At 57.3% G+C, this 18,965-nt stretch carries 17 protein-coding genes and 1 pseudogene; 4 read left to right on the plus strand and 14 right to left on the minus strand.

The window, feature by feature from the left end; genetic code table 11:
• The first annotated feature begins 138 nt into the window (after window positions 1-138).
• Entirely contained in the window at window positions 139-1,785 is a 1,647-nt protein-coding gene (locus tag IHQ72_RS29155; protein ID WP_258118933.1) for an ABC transporter ATP-binding protein, read from the plus strand.
• A gap of 96 nt (window positions 1,786-1,881) precedes the next feature.
• Here IHQ72_RS29155 and IHQ72_RS29160 read toward each other — a convergent pair whose 3' ends face one another.
• Together IHQ72_RS29160 and IHQ72_RS29165 are read right to left on the minus strand one after the other, a co-directional pair.
• Window positions 1,882-2,160, minus strand: coding sequence for a PqqD family protein (locus IHQ72_RS29160; protein WP_258118935.1), 279 nt, complete (start codon window positions 2,158-2,160; stop codon window positions 1,882-1,884).
• Window positions 2,147-2,983, minus strand: a complete 837-nt coding sequence (locus IHQ72_RS29165) for a hypothetical protein (RefSeq protein ID WP_258118937.1) — start codon at window positions 2,981-2,983, stop codon at window positions 2,147-2,149. Before IHQ72_RS29165 ends, IHQ72_RS29160 begins: the two co-directional genes overlap by 14 nt.
• A gap of 156 nt (window positions 2,984-3,139) precedes the next feature.
• On the opposite strand from IHQ72_RS29165, the gene istA reads away from it, so the two are divergent.
• Together istA and istB are read left to right on the plus strand one after the other, a co-directional pair.
• Window positions 3,140-4,402 (plus strand): IS21 family transposase, encoded by a 1,263-nt coding sequence (gene istA / locus IHQ72_RS29170; protein ID WP_258123774.1) that lies wholly within the window; start codon window positions 3,140-3,142, stop codon window positions 4,400-4,402.
• Window positions 4,399-5,280: an IS21-like element helper ATPase IstB gene (istB, locus tag IHQ72_RS29175; RefSeq protein ID WP_258118938.1), complete on the plus strand. Its 882-nt coding sequence runs from the start codon at window positions 4,399-4,401 to the stop codon at window positions 5,278-5,280. Before istA ends, istB begins: the two co-directional genes overlap by 4 nt.
• Before the next feature lie 81 nt (window positions 5,281-5,361).
• Here istB and IHQ72_RS29180 read toward each other — a convergent pair whose 3' ends face one another.
• The 5 genes and pseudogenes from IHQ72_RS29180 to IHQ72_RS29200 form a co-directional block, all read right to left on the minus strand.
• Complete coding sequence (locus tag IHQ72_RS29180) at window positions 5,362-6,492, minus strand: methyltransferase domain-containing protein (RefSeq protein ID WP_258118939.1); 1,131 nt, start codon at window positions 6,490-6,492, stop codon at window positions 5,362-5,364.
• A 13-nt stretch (window positions 6,493-6,505) separates the two neighbouring features.
• The gene (locus IHQ72_RS29185) at window positions 6,506-6,922 is read right to left on the minus strand and encodes a tail fiber domain-containing protein (protein WP_258118940.1); all 417 of its coding nucleotides are present in this window, start codon (window positions 6,920-6,922) and stop codon (window positions 6,506-6,508) included.
• 239 nt (window positions 6,923-7,161) lie between these two features.
• Entirely contained in the window at window positions 7,162-9,042 is a 1,881-nt protein-coding gene (locus IHQ72_RS29190; RefSeq protein WP_258118941.1) for an asparagine synthetase B family protein, read from the minus strand.
• 15 nt (window positions 9,043-9,057) lie between these two features.
• The gene (locus IHQ72_RS29195) at window positions 9,058-9,339 is read right to left on the minus strand and encodes a lasso peptide biosynthesis B2 protein (protein ID WP_258118942.1); all 282 of its coding nucleotides are present in this window, start codon (window positions 9,337-9,339) and stop codon (window positions 9,058-9,060) included.
• A gap of 558 nt (window positions 9,340-9,897) precedes the next feature.
• A pseudogene (locus IHQ72_RS29200) lies at window positions 9,898-10,557 on the minus strand (SLC13 family permease); the annotation flags it as partial.
• Window positions 10,558-10,982: 425 nt separating this feature from the next.
• On the opposite strand from IHQ72_RS29200, the gene IHQ72_RS36945 reads away from it, so the two are divergent.
• Entirely contained in the window at window positions 10,983-11,300 is a 318-nt protein-coding gene (locus tag IHQ72_RS36945; protein ID WP_309508706.1) for an MlaD family protein, read from the plus strand.
• 63 nt (window positions 11,301-11,363) lie between these two features.
• Here the strand turns inward: IHQ72_RS36945 and IHQ72_RS29205 are convergent, their stop codons facing one another.
• The 7 genes from IHQ72_RS29205 to IHQ72_RS29235 form a co-directional block, all read right to left on the minus strand.
• Entirely contained in the window at window positions 11,364-11,921 is a 558-nt protein-coding gene (locus IHQ72_RS29205) for a DUF995 domain-containing protein (RefSeq protein WP_258118943.1), read from the minus strand.
• A 132-nt stretch (window positions 11,922-12,053) separates the two neighbouring features.
• Window positions 12,054-12,998 carry a glycoside hydrolase family 26 protein gene (locus IHQ72_RS29210; protein ID WP_258118944.1) on the minus strand — a complete coding sequence of 315 codons (945 nt, stop codon included), beginning with the start codon at window positions 12,996-12,998 and terminating at the stop codon, window positions 12,054-12,056.
• Window positions 12,999-13,012: 14 nt separating this feature from the next.
• A complete protein-coding gene (locus IHQ72_RS29215; RefSeq protein ID WP_258123973.1) occupies window positions 13,013-13,519 on the minus strand; it encodes a DUF995 domain-containing protein in 507 nt (168 codons plus the stop codon).
• A gap of 34 nt (window positions 13,520-13,553) precedes the next feature.
• Entirely contained in the window at window positions 13,554-14,981 is a 1,428-nt protein-coding gene (locus tag IHQ72_RS29220) for a UDP-glucose dehydrogenase family protein (protein ID WP_258118945.1), read from the minus strand.
• Between the two features lie 14 nt (window positions 14,982-14,995).
• The gene (locus tag IHQ72_RS29225; RefSeq protein WP_258118950.1) at window positions 14,996-16,840 is read right to left on the minus strand and encodes a glycosyltransferase family 2 protein; all 1,845 of its coding nucleotides are present in this window, start codon (window positions 16,838-16,840) and stop codon (window positions 14,996-14,998) included.
• A complete protein-coding gene (galE, locus tag IHQ72_RS29230; RefSeq protein ID WP_095495269.1) occupies window positions 16,837-17,823 on the minus strand; it encodes a UDP-glucose 4-epimerase GalE in 987 nt (328 codons plus the stop codon). Before galE ends, IHQ72_RS29225 begins: the two co-directional genes overlap by 4 nt.
• A complete protein-coding gene (locus tag IHQ72_RS29235; protein WP_095495270.1) occupies window positions 17,823-18,848 on the minus strand; it encodes a UDP-glucuronic acid decarboxylase family protein in 1,026 nt (341 codons plus the stop codon). Before IHQ72_RS29235 ends, galE begins: the two co-directional genes overlap by 1 nt.
• Window positions 18,849-18,965 lie beyond the last annotated feature (117 nt).

Genomic DNA, 18,965 nt, shown 5'->3' on the forward strand with positions numbered 1-18,965 from the left:
GGGCGCGTGATTCCGAAATCGTAAGAAATTCTACCGCAGTTGAGGATGCAGCCTGCCTCTTGGTGCTCACTCCAGCAGATCACCTCGATCGATCTCTTTGGAACTATGAACAGATTGTCGAAAATTAGTGAGACAAACATGCTGCTGACATTAGCGGCACCTTATCGCCTGGCGTTGGCCGTTGGCCTGATATTGATGCTATGCGAAAGCGCTGCTTTGTTGGTTATGCCTTGGCTTGGTGGCAGGCTTGCTGAAACGTTTCTCCAGGAAAGCGCAGGCAGCAGCACGATCAATATCCAGGTGCTTTTTCTAGGAGCATTGGCGCTGTTTGCGGTTCAGGCCGTTTTAAAATTCAGCAATATATACCTGCTTGGTGGGACGACCACACGAATACTGGCAGACTTGAAAATCCGAGTTTACGACCATCTTCAGGCCTTACCGCTTGCTTTCTCCCACCGGCGGCGTCACGGCGATACGCTCGCGTTACTTACTCATGATGTGTATGTCGTGAGCGACTACATCAGCGGCACCGCACTTGCTGCCTTGCCGCTCTTCTTCACCGTCAGCGGGGCATTGGCTTTAATGTTCCGAATCGATTCTCTTCTCGCTATGTTCGCCGCAATCATTATTCCATTGCTCTATCTACTGCTTAAAATTTTCGGACGACGCATGCGGCCATTGGCTCTCCAACTTCAGGAGGAGCACGCCATTGCCATCGCCATTGCTGAGGAAAACCTCAGCATGCTTCCCGCCATCAAGACCTTCACGCGCGAACAGCAAGAATCGCAGCGTTATCGGAGCCAAATCGAGCGCGTCGTCAGCCTGAGCGCCAAGGAGCGCGCCATCCATGCCGCATTGGGGCCGGGGGTTCAGTTTGTGACGGCGACCGCGGTCGTTCTTATGCTTTGGTTGGCCCAAGGGCAAATTGGCGATGGGGCTCTCACCGTGCCTCAATTGGTGAGTTTTCTCCTCTACGCCCAGGTAATGGCGCGGCCGATGGCCGGGCTCGCAGATGTCTATGGACAGACCCAGCGCGCGCGCGGCGCGCTGAGCCGGCTCGCAACAGTCTTGGCCGAAGAGCCTGAGCCGAGCTGGCATGCGGGCAAGCAGATGGGAAAAATAAACGGCAACATCGAATTCCGCAGTGTCACGTTCAGTTACCCGGGGCGCGAGCCTGCATTGAGGTGCCTCGATCTATCCGTCGCCGCGGGCGAGACAATAGCCATCATAGGTCCCAACGGTGCAGGAAAGAGCACGGTGGCGCATTTGCTTATGCGATTGCATGAGCCTTCCAAGGGAAGCATCTTCATCGACGGCGTGGATATTTCCACGGTTTCCTTGCATAGCCTGCGCAGCCAGATAGGGGTTGTGCCTCAGCACGTGTTACTGTTCAACGCCAGCGTCCGCGACAACATCGCATATGGGCGGCCTGAGCCCACACAGCATGACGTCGAGGCAGCAGCACGGTCGGCCCGCGCGCATGATTTCATCATGCAACTGCCGCAGGGCTACCAGACGCCAATCGGCGATCGCGGCGTGCGGCTGTCCGGAGGGCAACAGCAGCGGTTGGCGTTGGCTCGGGCGCTGCTGAAAGATCCGCCGATTCTGATACTCGATGAAGCGACCGCTATGTTCGATCCAGAGGGGGAGCGCGAGTTCTTGCAGGCATGCGTGGATGTGCTGCGACAGAGGACGGTGCTTTTGATAACCCACCGACCGGCGAGCCTGGCGCTGGCTGATCGGGTGTTCAAGCTGGACGAGGGCATTATGACAAGCGCCGAGTAAGTCCAGCCTCACCGTCACCCAGGCTGGCTCAATTGCACTCGGCGCTTCGGATCAGGCTATTGCGCGCCTGCTGCTGGACAATACGAATTTATACACTCATGCCTCTTCAATCTTGACCAGCCCCTGGCGTTCGAGCGTTTGCAACAAGCTGAATACGTCTTTCTCCAAGGGCGCAGGCTCGACCTCGTACTCGTCGAGCATAGTTCCGCAGATTTCGCCTACGGTTTTTCCTTCGGACAGCAGTATCCAGATACGTGCCCCGACCGGGTCCAGCCCAAAATACGTTCCGCTGGCGAGATCCAGGATCACCGTCTCCTTGCCCACCTGTCGCGCCATCACTTGCGCCGGAATCGCCACTCTGTCAGTCAACTTCATGCTGGTTCACCTTATACGCGTGTCTCACAATGGCCCGCCTGACCCGCGACAGGTCTTCAAAGCGTCGGGGATAATCCAGGCGGTAAAAAATTGGTTGCCCAGCCAGGCAGGATAATTCATCGAAATGGGCGGCAAGCAGTTCGTGTGCCTCAATTTCGAGTAAGAAAGAATGCTTCACTAGTTCCATCAGAGCTTCGCGCCCAGTCATACCCTCGAACACCGCTTCCTGCTGGACACCATCGCCAAGAAAATACACCCGGCGTAAGCGCCGGGGTTGCTCGCAGAAGACGATCTCATCGCCCGCAAGAAGACGAGCCTTCGACGTGAACTGCACCGGGGGCGCTTTCCGTACACCATCCTTGCCGACCAAGGCTTCCTCACTGTCTCCCCATAAGCGGATCGAAGGATGGCTCGGCATAATCCGAAACCCACCGTCGCAAGGCTCTAACAGCAGCCCATCATCCGTCAGGAAGCGGAACCCGTCGGTTGCGAAGCTTGCCGCCAGCGTGGACTTGCCTCGACCTGACCCGCCGATAAATGCGATGCCCTCGCCGCTGATTTCGACCGCGCTGCCGTGCAAAACCAGCTTCCCCTGTCTGCTGAGCGCCAAGGGCAAAACCTGATTCAGATAAAGATGCTGAATGGTCGCGTCGGAGACTCCCTGCACCGGCCATGCTTGGATCTGTCCGCCATCTTGGCTCAGCTGGAAATCCGCCAGTTCGGGAAAACGCAGCAGGTAGGCTCCCCCGATGCGGTAGAAGTCCGTCCACAAAGTCCCGTCTGGAAAAACCCACTGGTGAAACAAGGTGGCGTCAAGCGGCATTTGAGGGCGGGTGTCGATACCGGATCAATACTCCCCAGAAGTGCCGTTTGAATCTTCCCCAGTTTAGCGTTGCCGCCGGTCTTCCGGGGCGCGCCCCGGAGGACCGGCGGCACGTCATCACCGATACTGCTCTCGATGGTCGAGAGGGGAATGGCGGTGATCAAACTCGGGGAGATAGTCATGATCTTGGATATGCACCGGCAGGGGCTGTCGGTGTCAGCGATCGCCAGGCAGACCGGTGTCGATCGAAAGACAATCCGCAAATACATCAAGCGTGGCCTTGAGGCCCCTGCCTACGGACCAAGGAAGCCGCGGGCGACGGTGATTGATCCATTCACCGCCTATCTGCGTGAACGGGTTGCTGCCTATCCCGGCCTTAGCGGTCGGCGGCTCCTGCGAGAACTGAAGGATCGTGGGTACGCCGGTGGCTACACTACCGTCACGGACTTTCTCAGAGACGTTCGTCCGACCTCAGAACCCGGCTTTGAAGTTCGGTTCGAAACAGCTCCCGGCGAACAGGCCCAGGTGGATTTCGCCCAATTCCATGTCGTCTTCACCGACGAGCCGGCAACCCCCAGGATCGTCTGGCTGTTTTCTATGGTGCTGGGCTATAGCCGTCTCATCTGGGCGCGCTTTGCTATGCATCAGGATCTGCCGACGGTGCTGCGATGCCACGCCGCGGCGTTCGATGCGATCGGCGGCGTTCCGCGCGAGATCCTTTACGACCGAATGAAGACTGCCGTCATCGGCGAAGGCGAAACGGGCGGCATTGTTTATAACCGCGCTCTGCTCGATCTCGCCCGCCATTTCGGCTTTCATCCAAAGGCCTGCAAACCATATCGGGCCAAGACGAAGGGAAAGGTCGAGCGACCATTCCGCTATATTCGTGAAGACTTCTTCCTGGCGCGCTCGTTTCGCAACCTTGATGATCTTAACACCCAACTGCGGCAATGGCTGGATGTCGTTGCCAACCCGCGCGTGCACGCCACAACGCAGCGCGTCGTCGTCGAGGCCTTCGCGGAAGAGCGCCTTCATCTGCGTCCCTTGCCACTGGCTCCGTTCCGATCGGTTCTGCGGCTTGAGCGCAGGATATCCCGAGAGGGCATGGTGAGCGTTGGTGGAAACGCCTACAGCGTGCCCGACGCCACCAGAAGGCGGCTCGTCGAGGTTCACACCTTGGCCAATGAGGTTCGAATCTTCGAAGACGGCGCGCTGATTGCTGTGCATCCGGTGTTGGAAGGTCGCCATCAGCGCCGCGTCGAACCAGGACACAGAACCCTTCGCTCACCGCCGCGATCGCGATCGCGCGTCAACAATGACGAGATCATTCTTCATGGATCCGGAGACCGGGTCACACAGCGGCCGCTCGCCTTCTACGACGCCGTTGCCAGAGCCATGGCCCAGGAGAACCGCCCATGAGCGCCGCTCTCGATGCCGTGCCGTCGATGATCGACCGCATTCGCCATGACCTTGTCGGCTTGAAGATGCCACGTGCCCTTGAAGCACTCGACCATATTGTCCGCCGCCTGGAGCATGGCGAGCTGTCGGCGCTCGAAGCGATCGACATTCTCCTTTCCGAAGAGCTGACCCTGCGCGAGAACAGCCGCATAAAAACGGCGTTGAGGATGGCTCGGCTGGCAACCATCAAAACGCTCGCCGGCTTCGATTTCTCTTTCCAGCCCTCCCTCGATCGCGATCGGATCTTCACGCTCGCGCAACTGGGTTTCGTCGAAAGGCACGAGGCCGCCCATTTCCTCGGGCCGCCAGGAACTGGCAAAAGCCATCTGGCTATCGCGCTCGGCGTCGAAGCTGTCAAAGCGGGCAAGAGCGTCTACTTCTGCACCTTGGCCGATCTCATTGCAGCGCTGTCCAGGGCCGAGCGCGAGGGACGGCTGCAAGAACGCATCCGCTTCTTCTGTAGGCCAAGTCTGCTGATCGTCGACGAGATCGGTTATCTCCCGGTCATCGCCGGCGGCGGCAATCTGTTCTTCCAGCTCGTCAACGCCCGCTACGAGAAAGGGGCAATGATCTTGACGTCCAATCGCGGCTTTGCAGAGTGGGGCGATGTTTTTGGAGACGCCGTGGTCGCTACCGCGCTTCTCGACAGGCTTTTGCATCATGCCGTCGTCGTTCAGATCGAAGGATCAAGCTACAGGCTGCGACAGCATGCCGAATTGATGCCTGAACACGTCCGTTCGAAAGCCCTGATTACTCCCCCGTCCTTCGCGCCACCATCACGGCCGCGCGGTCGGCCACCGAAAAATACCCAATTCTCAATGCCGTCCGAGACGGCATAATTGGGGAATTTTACTTCGGCACTTTTGGGGAAATTTCACCCGGTATTGACAGGCGGGCGTCCGCCACTTGAAAGTCCACCGTCATTCCGTGTCCTTGCCCAGCACTTGGGCGACAAATCGCGCTGTTTCTTCCACGGAAGGGAACAAGCCGGGGTGTTCGCGCAGCACGGCTTCTTCAACCTGCCTGACGGTCCTTTGACCATCGCAAAGCCCTAGCACGATCATTCTTGCCTGCCCTCGGCAATTGGGTCGGGGCACATGCGCGGGATTCCGTTTCATGATCTCGGCCGGCGTCTGCAACTCGCCCTCCCAGGTCGAATGGCTGAATTTCCGCCCTCCGGACGGGATTTCGACTTCCCAGGCGATAACCGAATCCGTCGGACGCGCCACCACCCTCGCCCTCACCACATCGCCGGATTTTACCTCGACGGCTTCGGCGATGGGCAGGAAAGCCTGAGAGCGCTTGATTGGACGATCGGCAAGCGGCGAGTTCGTCAACCACACCCCTTCGGCCAACTCACAATCGAACCAGCCGCCGAGTCCGCGCAGGACGCCATCGCGTTCTATGCGCAACTCCGCATCCCAGGAGAAAAAGTCCGGATTGTCTTCACGAAAATCGATGCTGCCCAGCTCAGCGGGGGCGCCAAGCAATTCTTCCCGCTGAAGATTGACCGCATGCTTGGTGTTGACGGCGTATTGGCGCAGCCAATGGAATTCGCTGGGTACGCCCTCTCGCCGCCACCCGTCGGCCAAGCCGCAACTGGTTTCCGATTCCACTGCGGCGAGTTGAAGCCTGAGCCTGGCGGGGATCAATGCCCCCCCTGGCTTCAGGAAACGCCGCCTGGCGTCCGCCAAATATTCGATGATGCCGGCATCAAAGCCGAAGTAGCCGACTTGATCGCAGATCACCACATCAACCCGTTCGGGCAATTCAGCCCGCGGAGAGTAGTCCCCCATGAAAATCGCTCGGCCACCCCAGCCTGCGCGAACGAAGGATTCCCGCGCGACCTCGATCATGGCGGTTGCGTCGATGGCGTACACACGGGACGCGCCCGCCTGCAAGCACAACAGCCCCAGAATCCCGGTGCCACAACCGAGATCCGTGATGCAATCCCCATGTTTGACCACTTGGGCAACAGCGGACTTGAACTGTTCAAGTCTTACCGAATCGCTGACATACCCCAAGTGTTCCGCCAGCACGGAACTCGACATTCCCCCGCACGGCTCAGTGAACAGAGGGGCGCCGTATCCTCAGCATGCCGTAGTTCACCATCTTGTAACCGTCAGGATGAACGCTTACGGCTTCCGGCATAACCGTCTCGACCTCGTCGGCCATTACACCAAACTGTCTGCCAAGGCCCCACTGTTCGCGGTATTCAGGCTTGTAGTCGAACAGATAGAGGCCGATTCCAAGCGAATGGGTGCCAATGCGGATGACGTTCTCTTTGGCGCGCGGGTCGGAAACCATAGCCATGGTGCCGCCCCCATCTACGCTTCCTGCTCCGGCGCCTCTAGTTATCGCGCTTACGGAACCGTAGATTTGCAATGTGGGAGTCGAATAGGGCGCCTTGTTTGGCTCGGCAGCTTTGTTTTCAACGGTGAGGTGGGATGGCGTCTGCTGGTCGTTCAGATTGCTTTTCATTAACTCGGACCTTTACGCTGGCTTGGTATCTCTCAGGAAACCGTCAGATGAACTATCTGGACGTTCTCGGTGACTTTTGAACAAGATCGGCACCTTGGCACCAAGCGAAAACGGGCGCAACCCTGACGTCCAGCATTCATCGAACATTGAACCGACGTGACGATCAAGACACGTAACGGTACGTTACATGTCTTCAACGGTACGTTACAAGGCATCCATTAACAGTACGTTATATGGCATCAACGATACGTTACATGGCATCCATAAATACTCCACAAAATCCATTTCGGCATGCCGGCCTGTGAATTGTCTCGATAAGCCCGGAATAGCCGGGCCATCCCGTCCCGATCAACCCAGGTGCTACGCTCATGGGGAATCGTCTCGGTCAATATGGCTTGCATCCGGTCCAGATGCTCACGGAACACGATCGAAAATTCTGCCTTGCTTTTCCGTTCGAGGATCGTCTTCGGCAGGAGATTCTTCAAAGCTTGGACATGGATATATTTGGATGTATCCCCACGCAGCCGCAGCCTTTCCGGTAGCGAAAACGCATACTGAACGAGTTTGGGGTCGTGGAGCGGGTATCGCATTTCGATCCCGCAATGGGCGCCCATGCACTCAAGATCCTCCATCGCCTGGGCAGTATAAGCATCGTATAGAGGCTCAAGTAGCGCCCTCTGGCCGACGCTGCGCACTCGCCGATGGTGTGCTGGGAGAATACGCTCGCGACGCAGCCGGATCACTTCCCCCATCCGCGGCGAGAGCCAGTAGCAGGCGTTGCTGGTCCCGCTCCCGCGCACCCTACGAACCAGGCGGCGGAGACCCTCCTGGAGAGCGATTGGCAGTAGCCGGAAAAACCCCTCCCGTATGAGCCAACTCACCGCCTGCCGCGTGCCGAATGCAGCCGCGTCGGTTTTGAGGCAGTCATAGAGCGTACGCAAATGCACTTGCGCCAGTGCCTCTGCGTAATACGCACGGGAGCCTTGCAGCCATTGATCTCCTCCGTGACCGTTCAACGTAACGCGGCTCCCGTGCGCAACGGTTTGCTGCCATAGGCCGGCATGCATTGACAAGTTCGGAAACCCCGGAAACTGCCGGCCGGACCGGGCGCGTTCCGCAAACCATGAAAGAGGCATCCTGGAAGGGGGAGTCTCATGAACCCGGAGCCCTAAATACTCACCCACGGCCCGCGCGTAGGGGAGTTCGCTGGCGCGGCCGTCCTCCTCCGTGAAGCCAAACGTGTAGCCATTTATGCCGTGTGTGAGCAGTCTGTTCGAGCGGCGCAGGTGTTCCGCCACGCAAAACACCGCGGAGGAGTCGAGTCCGCCGCTCACCTCAATGGCGACCGGCTGATGCGACCGGGACAAACGCCTGACGCACTCGAACAATAATTCGCGATAATGCTCTATGTATTCTTCGTCCTTGCGAAACGGCAACGTCGCCCAAAGATTCGGTTGCCAGTATTGTTCGAGTCGAGGCCCTTGGTTCCCGGCTACCATTCGATGTGCTGCAATCAAGCGCAGGATACCGTTCCATAGAGTCTCGTCCCTGGAATACCATTCCCCCGCCAGCATTTCGGCCAACATGCCTTCATTGGGTTCCTGCTTCACCCAAGGCAGCGCAAGGATCGCTGGCAGCTCTGAGGCGAAGGCCAGTGTTTTACCGTCCCAATGGTAATTGAAGGGCCTGTTGCCCATGCGGTCGCGGGCGCAAAAGGCCTCTTGTCGCCGCGCATCCCAGATTACCAGTGCGAAATCGCCGTCGATATGCGGCAAACATTCCCGCCCCCAAATCTGGTAGGCTCTCAGCACCAGTTCAGCATCCGAGCGATCTCGAAGTACGGCGCCGCGCCCCAGCAGTTCCCCCCGCAGTTCCTCCCAGTTGTCCACCCGCCCGTCCATGACCAGGACAAGGCTTGCATCCTCATTGGTCAGCGGCTGGGTTTCCTCCAGCGACTCTGGCGTGGTGCGAAGCATGCATTGACCGAGCCCGATGGAGCCCTTCACCCAGTGGTGGATGCCATCCGGGCCCCGATGCGCCATAGCCGTGGTCATTTTTTCCACTAACCCGGGCTCCACCGGCTCACCGTCAAAATGAATTATCCCGGCGATGCCGCTCATATCATCCCCATGGCATCAACCAAAATTGCGCTTGAATGCGGAATAGCGCTCGCCAACATCGACCGTATCGTTAAGAACCCTGCCCCGGTATTCGACCCAAGCATGGGCTTCAAATTTGCCTTCAGCCTTCCGCGTGCCGATGCGCAGTTCTCCTTCGATGCCTTGCCGGCGCAGCAAAAACCAAAGCGTCATGGAGCGCTTCAGGCAGTTGCCGGAATATGAACCACGATACGCGGCAATGGATACCAAACGAGCGGTCTCTTGTGCCTGTCCATAAAAATCGATCTCGCCACCCATTGAGTGAAGCCAGTCGGAGTTGCAAACTGCAACCGGAACGTTTGAAGGCGGCGGCGATTTACAAAACGTGAGTGACGGGTTTGCAACCCCCCTCACGCTTCGAAGATCGCAAATCCATATCAGTATAATTCTTGCACGTCGGAAACCAAACATCTGCAATACCATTGCAGTGAATGGTAACAGCAACATTGCAGCGATCACTGTCCTGCGTTGTGCGGCCGTCAGGGCAAGAAATTTTTTAAATCGATTGGTCACTAGCGCCTGCGTTCGGTTGATAACTAATCTGATCGCTAATTGTAACCGCTTGCGCTCGGGTGACTACCCTCTATCGAGATATGGTCATCACGCCATTTGATCGGTCAGGCACACCTCTGGCAGTGTTGTGCTTCCGGTGTGGTTAATAATCCGTCGCCGGCGATCGGAATATCAAAGCATGGCTATCATATAAGCGAGGTCCATGTTCGCTGTGTGATGTGCCAGCTTTCTCTAATCGGCAGCGAGGGGTTGTTTTTCGCCGGCCGGCGAAAGTTCGAGCCGGATTGATCCGCCCATCGCATATTAGTTCATCGGCCATACGATCATTAGCATCGGCACAGCAACAATGACGACGAGGAACGACAGCGGCAGTCCCAGACGTGGATAATCGCTGAAACGGTAGCCGCCCGGCCCCATGACGAGCGTGTTGCACCGGTGGCCGATCGGGGTGAGAAAATCGCAGCCGGCGCCAATGGCGACCGCCATCAGAAATGCTTCCGGCCTGTAGCCGAAATCGCCAGCAAACTCGGCGGCGATAGGCGCCATGACCAGAACGGTGGCGGCATTGTTGAGGAATGGCGTAACGGCCATGGCGGCGACAAGGATGAGCATCAGTGCGCCGGGCGCCGGAAGAATGGTCCCCAGTTTGGCAAGCTCGCCGGCAAGCACTTCTGTCGCCCCTGTACTGCGTAGCGAATCGCTCACCGGGATGAGAACGGCGAGCATGACGAGGATTGGACCATCCAGCGATTGGTAGACCTCCCGGACCGGGATGACCTTGAGAAGCACCATCCCGACCGCGGCCGAAAAGAAAGCAACGGAGACCGGTAGCAGCCCAAACGCAGTCGCCACCATAGCGAGAGCAAGGATGGTTACCGGCACGATACCCTTACGGACGCTACCAAGCAGGATAGCCCTTTCTGCCAGCGGCAGGCAGCCGAGTTCGCGCAATATCTCGGGTATCGTCGCTGGCCGTCGAGACCAACGAAAACTGGATGGAGGCCAACCGCTACATCAACATGGACGACCTGCGCGAGCACAACAAGCTCGCTCGACGCCAAGCCGCATGACCAGCGCCATGGCCGCCCCTTTTTGCAGAACTTGACGCACACAACCTGCTTCAAGTCTGTTGCAAGCTTTGAACCTGTCCGTTTACTTTGCCGCAAACCAAGAGTTCTTCGACCTCCCGCGCCGCGATGCAACGAGAAGACGAAGTGGAATTTCGCATCCATCGGCGGACGCGCCGCCGGCCTCATTTTGGTCAAATCGCCCCACTTGAGGCATGAGGAATGCAACATTTTGTCTAAATTTATCAAGATAGTTCAAACCAGAACCTAAAGTCCTGTGGGTACAACGCACTCCAGAACAATAACATTGGAGGCTAGCACATGACGTTTTCTACTGCGCATCGGAACCGTTTTAGAAGAGTGGCGATTGCAGCGATCGGGCTTGCTGTTTCCGTGGCTCTCGGCGCAAACGCGCAAGCAGGCGAAATGCGTAAATCAAAGGAAGAGACACGGTCCGTCTACCTTGTCAAATATCGTGTTAACAACGATGTTCGCTACAACAAGAAACCGGTAGGCAAGGTCGTTAAGATATCAGCATCCCGGTACTTGAACAGCAACACCTATGTCTGCACTCCGAGCGGCTTTGGTCAGAAAGCGCGTTGCTACACTCGGAGGGTCTCGAATCAGCCAGGCGTTTAATGTTGGCCTGGTTTTGACAGAAGCCGCCGCGCCTGAAGCCGCGGCGGCTCCGTTTTTGCGCGGTTATCGAGAATTCGCCTTAAGATGCGAAACTTCTTTGATTACCCGATTACCTTTGACCAGTTTGCGCGCCTCATCGTCCCGGCGAGCGGGATTGTGACGAAAGACATACCATTTCCCACCGACGAAAGGCTTCTGATAAACGACGCCATGTTTTTCACGGTGCAGGAAACATGTGATTGCACCGCTTCTTGCCAGACTCCCTTTCGCTACTTTGCTGGTCCAGAGAGCGCGCATGCAGAGCTTGCCCCCATTGGTCGCATACCAGTTTCCCTCCGCATAGGACCATGCTGCCCGTTTGCGCGACCAAGCGGCGAACGGCTTCCTATTTGCAGAGAACAGCCCGCGAGCAGTTGTCTCCGCAGAATAGAACCCACCGCCGTTTTGCCATTTCCAGGTGCGGCCGGCATAGAGCTTTTCAACCGCTGAGGCCTTCATCGGCGTCGCGGCAGCGGCGCGTTTTTCTATAGCGTCGCCCGCCTTGGGAGCGGCGTAGGCATTGCCTGCAAGCAAGAACACAAACAGCACCGCACTTGAGATAATCGAACGGATCGAAAACATTTTACTTCCTCTCCACCAAGGCAATTCCAGTAAGACTGCGTAAGAGTCCTGCGTTGGAACCGCATAGAAATAAAGGGATGGAGCGGTTCGGCCATCTGGTGAAAGCCGAACCACTCTGTCGAACGACTTGGATCAGTCCAGCGGATGGTTGGCCACGCGCCAATCGGGCCGGCCGACATTTCTCGGCCATGGATAGACTTCACGATCGTTGAAGTAGACAACGGCTGTCATGTCCGGGAACTCGGCATGCGGCTTGTTTGCTTCCGCAGCCCAGTCACGAGCATATTCGTCGTTACCTTCGTAGCCAAGCTCCGCAATGGCGATTGGTTTGCCGAAGCCCGTCACACGGTCATAACCCGGCTTTGTGCGCTCCACAAAAGTCGTATCACGACCGACCTCCAGCTTGTCATAGGGCTGATAGCCAAAGACGGACAGACCGATAATGTCGACATACTTGTCGCCAGGATAGAAGGCCGCCAGCCCTTCTTCTCCTTTCGGTGACCACATGTATTGGGCCGACGGAAGATGCTTGCGGCATATGTCGATGACATGCCTGTAGGCGTTCACATAACCTTCAGCATTCCAGAAAGCCCAAGTGAATTGCCCGTCATTATCTTCCATTTCCTGCGCCCAGCGGATAGTGACGGGGCTTTTCAGCTGCGCCGCCGCAGAGCAGACCGCTGACATATTGGCATCGTAGCGCCCGCCCAAAATCCCGGCGAGCAAATCCTCAGGACCTACACGCCAGTCCCGCGCCCAGGACCACGGCTCGACCGTGATCAACAGGGAACGTTCACGCTCACGCGCATAGGCATCTGCGGCGCTGAGCGTTGCCAGATCCACATCTTCCCAGGGAAGAAAAAGGTGTTCGATTTTTGAGTTAGTATCGTTGGTATAATCCGCGTGCGGATCGTAGGCGCCGGGGGTTACGGAGTCAGCCGTGATGATGGGACGCTTGTCCCGAAACTGATTGCGGCTGTCGACACTCGCTCCCGACACGCCGCTGGCTGCATAGACACCACCGGAAATGCATGCGCCGCAAAGCAAGACTGCTGATAGTTTAAAGAGACTTTTCAAGGCCCCCTCCTTTTTTAGTGTTCAGATTGCTGTGCCGCACCAAGCGCGGCTTTGATGGCATCGAGTTGACGGGAAACCAGATCGGTGGACACTAGCTTGCTGGCCTCGTCGTCTTGGTGGACCTCGGCGTTACGGAACGCATACCACTCACCACCGGGCTCGCGCTTCTGATAGATCGTTCCATTATCGATGCGATGCGAAAAGCAGGTCTTGGCGGGAAATACACCCTGTTCGGAATGCCATGTCGCGTTGAGACACATCCAACCTGTCTCGGTGATGATCCAGCGGCCTTCCGCCCAGGATTTGCCCGTCTCACCGTCGGTCCATGCCGAAAATTGCCGGTCCGCGCCCACCATTCGTCCGGCTCCGCTGTCCCACTGCCAGCTCTTGTCTCTATAGAGATCGTAGATTTCGCCTGCTGTCATGCGACGTGCTCCTTCCGGCAGAACGGAAACCTGTGAGGAAGAGGCAAAGGCCGGTGCAGCAATGCAGGACACTGCCCAAGCGACTGCTGTCAGCATCCGGAAACCTGACAGCAATAGAGCCCTTTCAGATTTAGAAAGTGCCACCGGAACCTCCTGCCATCTCGAGATGAGCGGCGCCCGCCGTTTGTCCTCGATGGGCGTGTCCGGTCGCATGAGGCAGCGCGGCCGGGGTATTGTCATGCTGGGTCGTAGCTGAGCGACCGATGGCCGAAACACGGAAGCCAATCTTTTCCGCAACGCCTGGTTCAAAGGCATTCCTGAGATCGATCAAGACCGCCTGGCGCATGGTCTTTTTCAGGCGCACGAGATCGAGCTTTCGAATGCTGTCCCATTCCGTGATAACGACCACAGCTTCGGCGTTGCACGCGCATGCATAGGGATCGTCAAAAAATTCGACTTCGGACAGGAGGTGACCCGCATTCTCCATGCCCACGGGATCATGGGCACGGATCTTGGCGCCGAAACGCTGCAAGGTTTCGATAAGCGGAACAGAGGGCGCATCGCGCATATCGTCCGTATCGGGTTTGAAGGTGAGACCCAGAACCGCGATCGTCCGCCCTTCGACGTCGCCGTCCAGAGCGTCCATCACCTTCAGCGCCATGCGGCGCTTGCGTGCTTCATTGGCGGTCACTGTTTCCTCAACGATCCGAACCGCTACCCCATAATCCTGCGCTGTACGCAGAAGAGCCATCGTGTCCTTCGGGAAACAAGAGCCCCCGTAGCCCGGGCCGGCATTGAGGAAGCTTGTGCCGATGCGCTTGTCGAGACCCATGCCCAGCGCGAGTTCTCCGACATTGCTGCCGACTTGCTCGCAAAGATCGGCCAATTCATTGATAAATGTAATCTTGGTCGCCAGGAATGCATTGGCAGCATATTTGATCAGTTCGGAAGTGCGGCGCTGGGTGACGACGATCGGCGTCTTTTGTGCTTCGAGAGGTGCACCGTAGAGTTCCATGAGAACGTTGCGCGCACGCTCATCCTCAACACCGATCACGACACGATCGGGTTCCATAAAATCGCGGATGGCGACGCCTTCGCGCAAGAATTCCGGATTAGACGCAACGGAGAAATGTCCGGCCGTACGTACAGATCCAATGATCTTCTGAACAGCATCGCCGGTGCCCACCGGAACGGTGGACTTCACCACCACCACGGCGCCGTCGTCGATCAGCGGCGCAAGTTCACGCGCGGCCATATAGACAAACGACAGATCAGCATCCCCATGACCGGCTCGCGGTGGCGTCCCAACCGCGATGAAAACGACCGATGCCCCCTTGACCGCCTCAGCCAGGTTGCACGTGAAGCTCAACCGGCCTACCGCTGAATTGCGTTCCACCAGTCCATCCAGACCGGGCTCGTAAATCGGTACGATGCCGCGTACGAGGCCATCTATTTTCTGAGCGTTCTTGTCCACGCATGCAACTTGGTGGCCCCAGGCCGCGAAGCATGTGCCGCTGACCAAACCGACATAGCCTGTTCCAATGATCGCGATCTTCATGTGTTGATTGCCTTCTATCGCTGATTTGAATTGCTGGGAGCATTGGTGCGCCAACGTGGATTGAAGATGGTTTTGTGAACAGCGCGACCACCGACGCCTGCCCCGGCAATTGAGAAGCTGTCGTCGAACAGGGAAAAGCTTTTGGTTCCCCAGGCGAGCGCCTCGATGCCGTCGCGTCCACGCTCGACCGTGGCGAAGCTGGTAACCATCAAAAGGGCCATGAAACTGCTTGCCAGCGCGGGGCGATAGGCGCGGCTTTTCATCCGCACGTCATTCTCCCTGCCATGCTGCAGCAAGATCATGAAAATCAGCAGCAAGTAAAAGCAAGCATTGATGATGGCGAAGACGAAAAAGCCGCGCGTTTGATACGCATCCTGCACGAACACGACCGGCAGAATGGAGATCAGGACCACGAAGGCATACGGCGCCAGCACGCGAAACGGTAGCGGATCGACTTCGGACGTGCCTTTTGGCGTGACGCGAAAATCAACAAAGGATCCGGTCATCCAGTCACGGAACGCGGCAAAGGATCCAGCCAGAACCCACGGCCAGCGCGCCAGCAAAAACAGCATCGCTTCCCAACTAAAAATCTTGCCGTCGATAGGCCGAAATGTGCGACTCGACCGCCACCAGAATGCCAAAAGCAGGATCATAAGCGACTGCGGCATGAAATGGAGCAGAAACTCTGGGTAAGTGACGTTGATGAAATTATCGCCCTGGATCAGTACGATCACGGGCAACAGGAATGTCAGAGCAAGAAAGAAGGCGTAAAGCGGGTACCAGAACTGCGAAAATAGGAATTGAACCTTCAAACGCAGCGGCAAGTGTCCGATCAGTTTTGGTGAGTATTGCAACAGGATCGTCACCAGGCTCCGCGACCACTGGAACTCCTGCGTTACAAGATCGGCAAACGTCCGTGGACCGTCGCCATGGGCGATGGCATCAAGCGCGTGAGCCCCTCGCCAGCCATAGGCATTCATGAAGAGCGTTGTGGAATGATCCTCGGCGAGTTCTGGCCCCAGCCCACCGATTTCCTTCAATGCCGCAGTGCGCACCGCATAGTGCGATCCGATGCATACGGGCGCGAAGCCATTATTGTATCCGGCTTGCAGTGACCCATGCATGCTCGCTTCGATGTAGAGGCGGCCACGCGCGGACCAGCTTTCATGTGCATTGCGATCGCAAATGCTGGGCGCGGAAACATAACCGATTGTCGGGTCGGCAAAAGGCCGCAACATGTTATATAGGTAGTCCGGTTCGGGAACATGATCGGCATCGAGCTGCGACACAAAATCATATTGGTCGTAGCCATAATGATCGTAGAAGAAAGCCAGGTTGCCTTCCTTGCAGCGTGTGCGGCGAGGCCAGGACTGGCGATGGTAATCGGCGCGACTTTTGCGGGTGGAAACGAATACGCCATGTTCGCGACACCATGCGAGCGTTGCGGGCGATGGATCCTCATCGGCCAGCCACGTGTCGTGAGGCACGTTCTGGGCTAACATGGCCCGCAAGGTTTCGGCCACCACCTCAAAAGGTTCTGATGGAGCCTTGGTGACCACCATGGCCACGCGACTTCCTGCGGAAATACGCAGCCGTCCGTGCGGCCGGCGTGCATTGAAGAAAATGGTGATGAAGTAGACTGGCAAAAGCGTTATCCACGCCAGAAGCGCCGTCACCAGAATTGAGCCGACCATGTTGGTGTGGGTGGCTCCGAAAACCCACCATTGCCAGAAGAATGCGACGGCCATCGCCCACAAAACCGCACCCATAATGTACTCGACGCGCTTTCGGCCGGTGAAGACCGGCACCATCAGGGGTTCTTCCCTGTCAACAGACAGCGCGATGCGCGGCGTTCTCATGAGCGCACCTCGAGCCCGAAGAAGGGAGCCGCTGTGCGAATTATCGTATCGAGATCGGAATAGAGCGCCTGAAAGCCAAGTTTTTCGGCAGCGAGCGCCGGATCGGCATAAAGCACCGGAGGATCGCCCGCACGACGAGCGCGCATCTCGACCGGCACGTTACGACCTGTCAGCCGGCTGATCGCTTCGAGAATTTCCTTAATGGATGTACCACGCCCGCTGCCAAGATTGACGGCCAGATTGCCACCGCAGTTGATCAGATGTTCGAGCGCCAGCACATGCGCGCGCGCCAGATCCGCGACATGAATATAGTCGCGAATGCAGGTGCCGTCGGGCGTATCGTAATCCTGGCCATAGACTTCGAGAAAATCGATCCTGCCTGCAGCGGCCATCATGGCTCGCGGAATGAGATGCGTTTCTGGATCGTGGGTTTCGCCGATTTCCCCGTCGATATCCGCGCCGGACGCATTGAAATAACGCAGCGCCACGTAGCGCAGCGCATAGGCAGCCGAATAATCGGCAAGCATCTGCTCCGCGATGAGCTTCGTGCGTCCATAAGGATTGATCGGGCGCTGGCTCTCGCCTTCGCGGATCGGCAAGCGATCCGGAATGCCATAGGTGGCGCAGCTTGACGAGAAGATGATATTGCGCGTTCCGCTTCTCTGGCAGGCGTCCAGCAGCGATTGGGTCCCGTTGACGTTGTTCTGATAGTATTTTGCCGGTTTCTCTACGGATTCGCCGACATAGGCCGATGCAGCAAAATGGATCACCCCGATAGGGCGATACTCATCCATGACGTGGGTCAACCGCTCCGAGTCAAGGATGTTGCCTTCAACGAAGGCGCCCCATCGGACGGCTGACCGGTGACCCGTGGATAGATTGTCGTAGACAATCGGATCATAACTCTGCCTGGCCAAAAGCTTGGCTGTATGGCTGCCGATAAAGCCGGCGCCACCAACGACAAGTACGTTCTTGCCGGACATCAGGCGGCCTCCGCCAGCTTTCCGGAGGGCTTCCTCAACTGCCGTTCGAAATAAGCGATCGTCGACTTCAGCCCATCGGCCAACGCCACGGTCGGCTCCCATCCAAGTTCTCTCTGGGCCACTGTGATGTCGGGCCGACGCTGGCGCGGATCGTCCACGGGCAACGGGTGATAGACGACTTTGGAGCTCGAGCCGGTCATTCCCACGATCTGCTCGGCCAACTCACCGACTGTAAATTCGCCGGGATTGCCGATGTTGACAGGCGTGTGGATCGCCTGAGGGCTGTACATGAGCCGGTAGAAGCCTTCGATCAGATCGTCCACGTAACAGAAGGAACGGGTCTGCGACCCGTCGCCGTAAACGGTGATGTCCTCGCCCTTGAGCGCCTGCACGATGAAGTTGGAAACGACCCGGCCGTCATCCGGGCGCATGCGCGGACCATAGGTGTTGAAGATGCGCACGATACGGATGTCGACGCCGTATTGCTGATGAAAATCGTAGAACAGAGTCTCGGCAGAGCGCTTTCCTTCGTCATAACAAGAGCGCGGACCGAAGGAATTGACATTGCCCCAATAGCTTTCGGGCTGCGGATGCACATGGGGATCGCCGTAGACTTCCGAGGTGGAAGCCTGGAAAATTCGCGCCTGGTAATGTGCTGCCAGTTCCAGAAGATTGAGCGACCCGATCACGCTCGTCTTCATCGTATGGACCGGGTCGGCCTGATAGTGCGGCGGTGAAGCCGGGCAGGCGAGATTGTAGATCTCGTTGACCGGCAGATCGAGCCGTTCCACGATATCGTGGCGCACAAAGCTGAACGTGTCGTAGTTCAGGAGGTGGCGCAAATTCTCTAGCCGCCCCGTGGAAAAATTGTCTACGCAGATAACAGAATGGCCGTCTTGCAAAAGACGTTCGCACAGATGTGATCCGAGAAAGCCGGCCCCGCCTGCGACAAGTACCCTCCGTTGCGAGGAAAGATCAGATTGCAACTTTGCAGACTGAAATGCGATACTCACGGGTGCCCTCATTCATAAAAACCATCAGTGCCAAAAGGAAGACATGTAGGTGTCTAAATGCACTGAGACTTCAGGTTTTCTTCCTGTAGTGAATCTGATTATTTCCAATACCTCCCCGGTTCCTACGTT

Source organism: Mesorhizobium onobrychidis, assembly GCF_024707545.1.
GTDB lineage: Bacteria > Pseudomonadota > Alphaproteobacteria > Rhizobiales > Rhizobiaceae > Mesorhizobium > Mesorhizobium onobrychidis.

Coding starts and splice junctions, on each gene's coding strand:
- IHQ72_RS29155 (WP_258118933.1), top strand. CDS start 139: ATGCTGCTGACATTAGCGGCACCTTATCGCCTGGCGTTGGCCGTTGGC.
- IHQ72_RS29160 (WP_258118935.1), bottom strand. CDS start 2,160: ATGAAGTTGACTGACAGAGTGGCGATTCCGGCGCAAGTGATGGCGCGA.
- IHQ72_RS29165 (WP_258118937.1), bottom strand. CDS start 2,983: ATGCCGCTTGACGCCACCTTGTTTCACCAGTGGGTTTTTCCAGACGGG.
- istB (WP_258118938.1), top strand. CDS start 4,399: ATGAGCGCCGCTCTCGATGCCGTGCCGTCGATGATCGACCGCATTCGC.
- IHQ72_RS29180 (WP_258118939.1), bottom strand. CDS start 6,492: ATGTCGAGTTCCGTGCTGGCGGAACACTTGGGGTATGTCAGCGATTCG.
- IHQ72_RS29185 (WP_258118940.1), bottom strand. CDS start 6,922: ATGAAAAGCAATCTGAACGACCAGCAGACGCCATCCCACCTCACCGTT.
- IHQ72_RS29190 (WP_258118941.1), bottom strand. CDS start 9,042: ATGAGCGGCATCGCCGGGATAATTCATTTTGACGGTGAGCCGGTGGAG.
- IHQ72_RS29195 (WP_258118942.1), bottom strand. CDS start 9,339: ATGGGTGGCGAGATCGATTTTTATGGACAGGCACAAGAGACCGCTCGT.
- IHQ72_RS36945 (WP_309508706.1), top strand. CDS start 10,983: ATGACGTTTTCTACTGCGCATCGGAACCGTTTTAGAAGAGTGGCGATT.
- IHQ72_RS29205 (WP_258118943.1), bottom strand. CDS start 11,921: ATGTTTTCGATCCGTTCGATTATCTCAAGTGCGGTGCTGTTTGTGTTC.
- IHQ72_RS29215 (WP_258123973.1), bottom strand. CDS start 13,519: ATGCTGACAGCAGTCGCTTGGGCAGTGTCCTGCATTGCTGCACCGGCC.
- IHQ72_RS29220 (WP_258118945.1), bottom strand. CDS start 14,981: ATGAAGATCGCGATCATTGGAACAGGCTATGTCGGTTTGGTCAGCGGC.
- IHQ72_RS29225 (WP_258118950.1), bottom strand. CDS start 16,840: ATGAGAACGCCGCGCATCGCGCTGTCTGTTGACAGGGAAGAACCCCTG.
- galE (WP_095495269.1), bottom strand. CDS start 17,823: ATGTCCGGCAAGAACGTACTTGTCGTTGGTGGCGCCGGCTTTATCGGC.
- IHQ72_RS29235 (WP_095495270.1), bottom strand. CDS start 18,848: ATGAGGGCACCCGTGAGTATCGCATTTCAGTCTGCAAAGTTGCAATCT.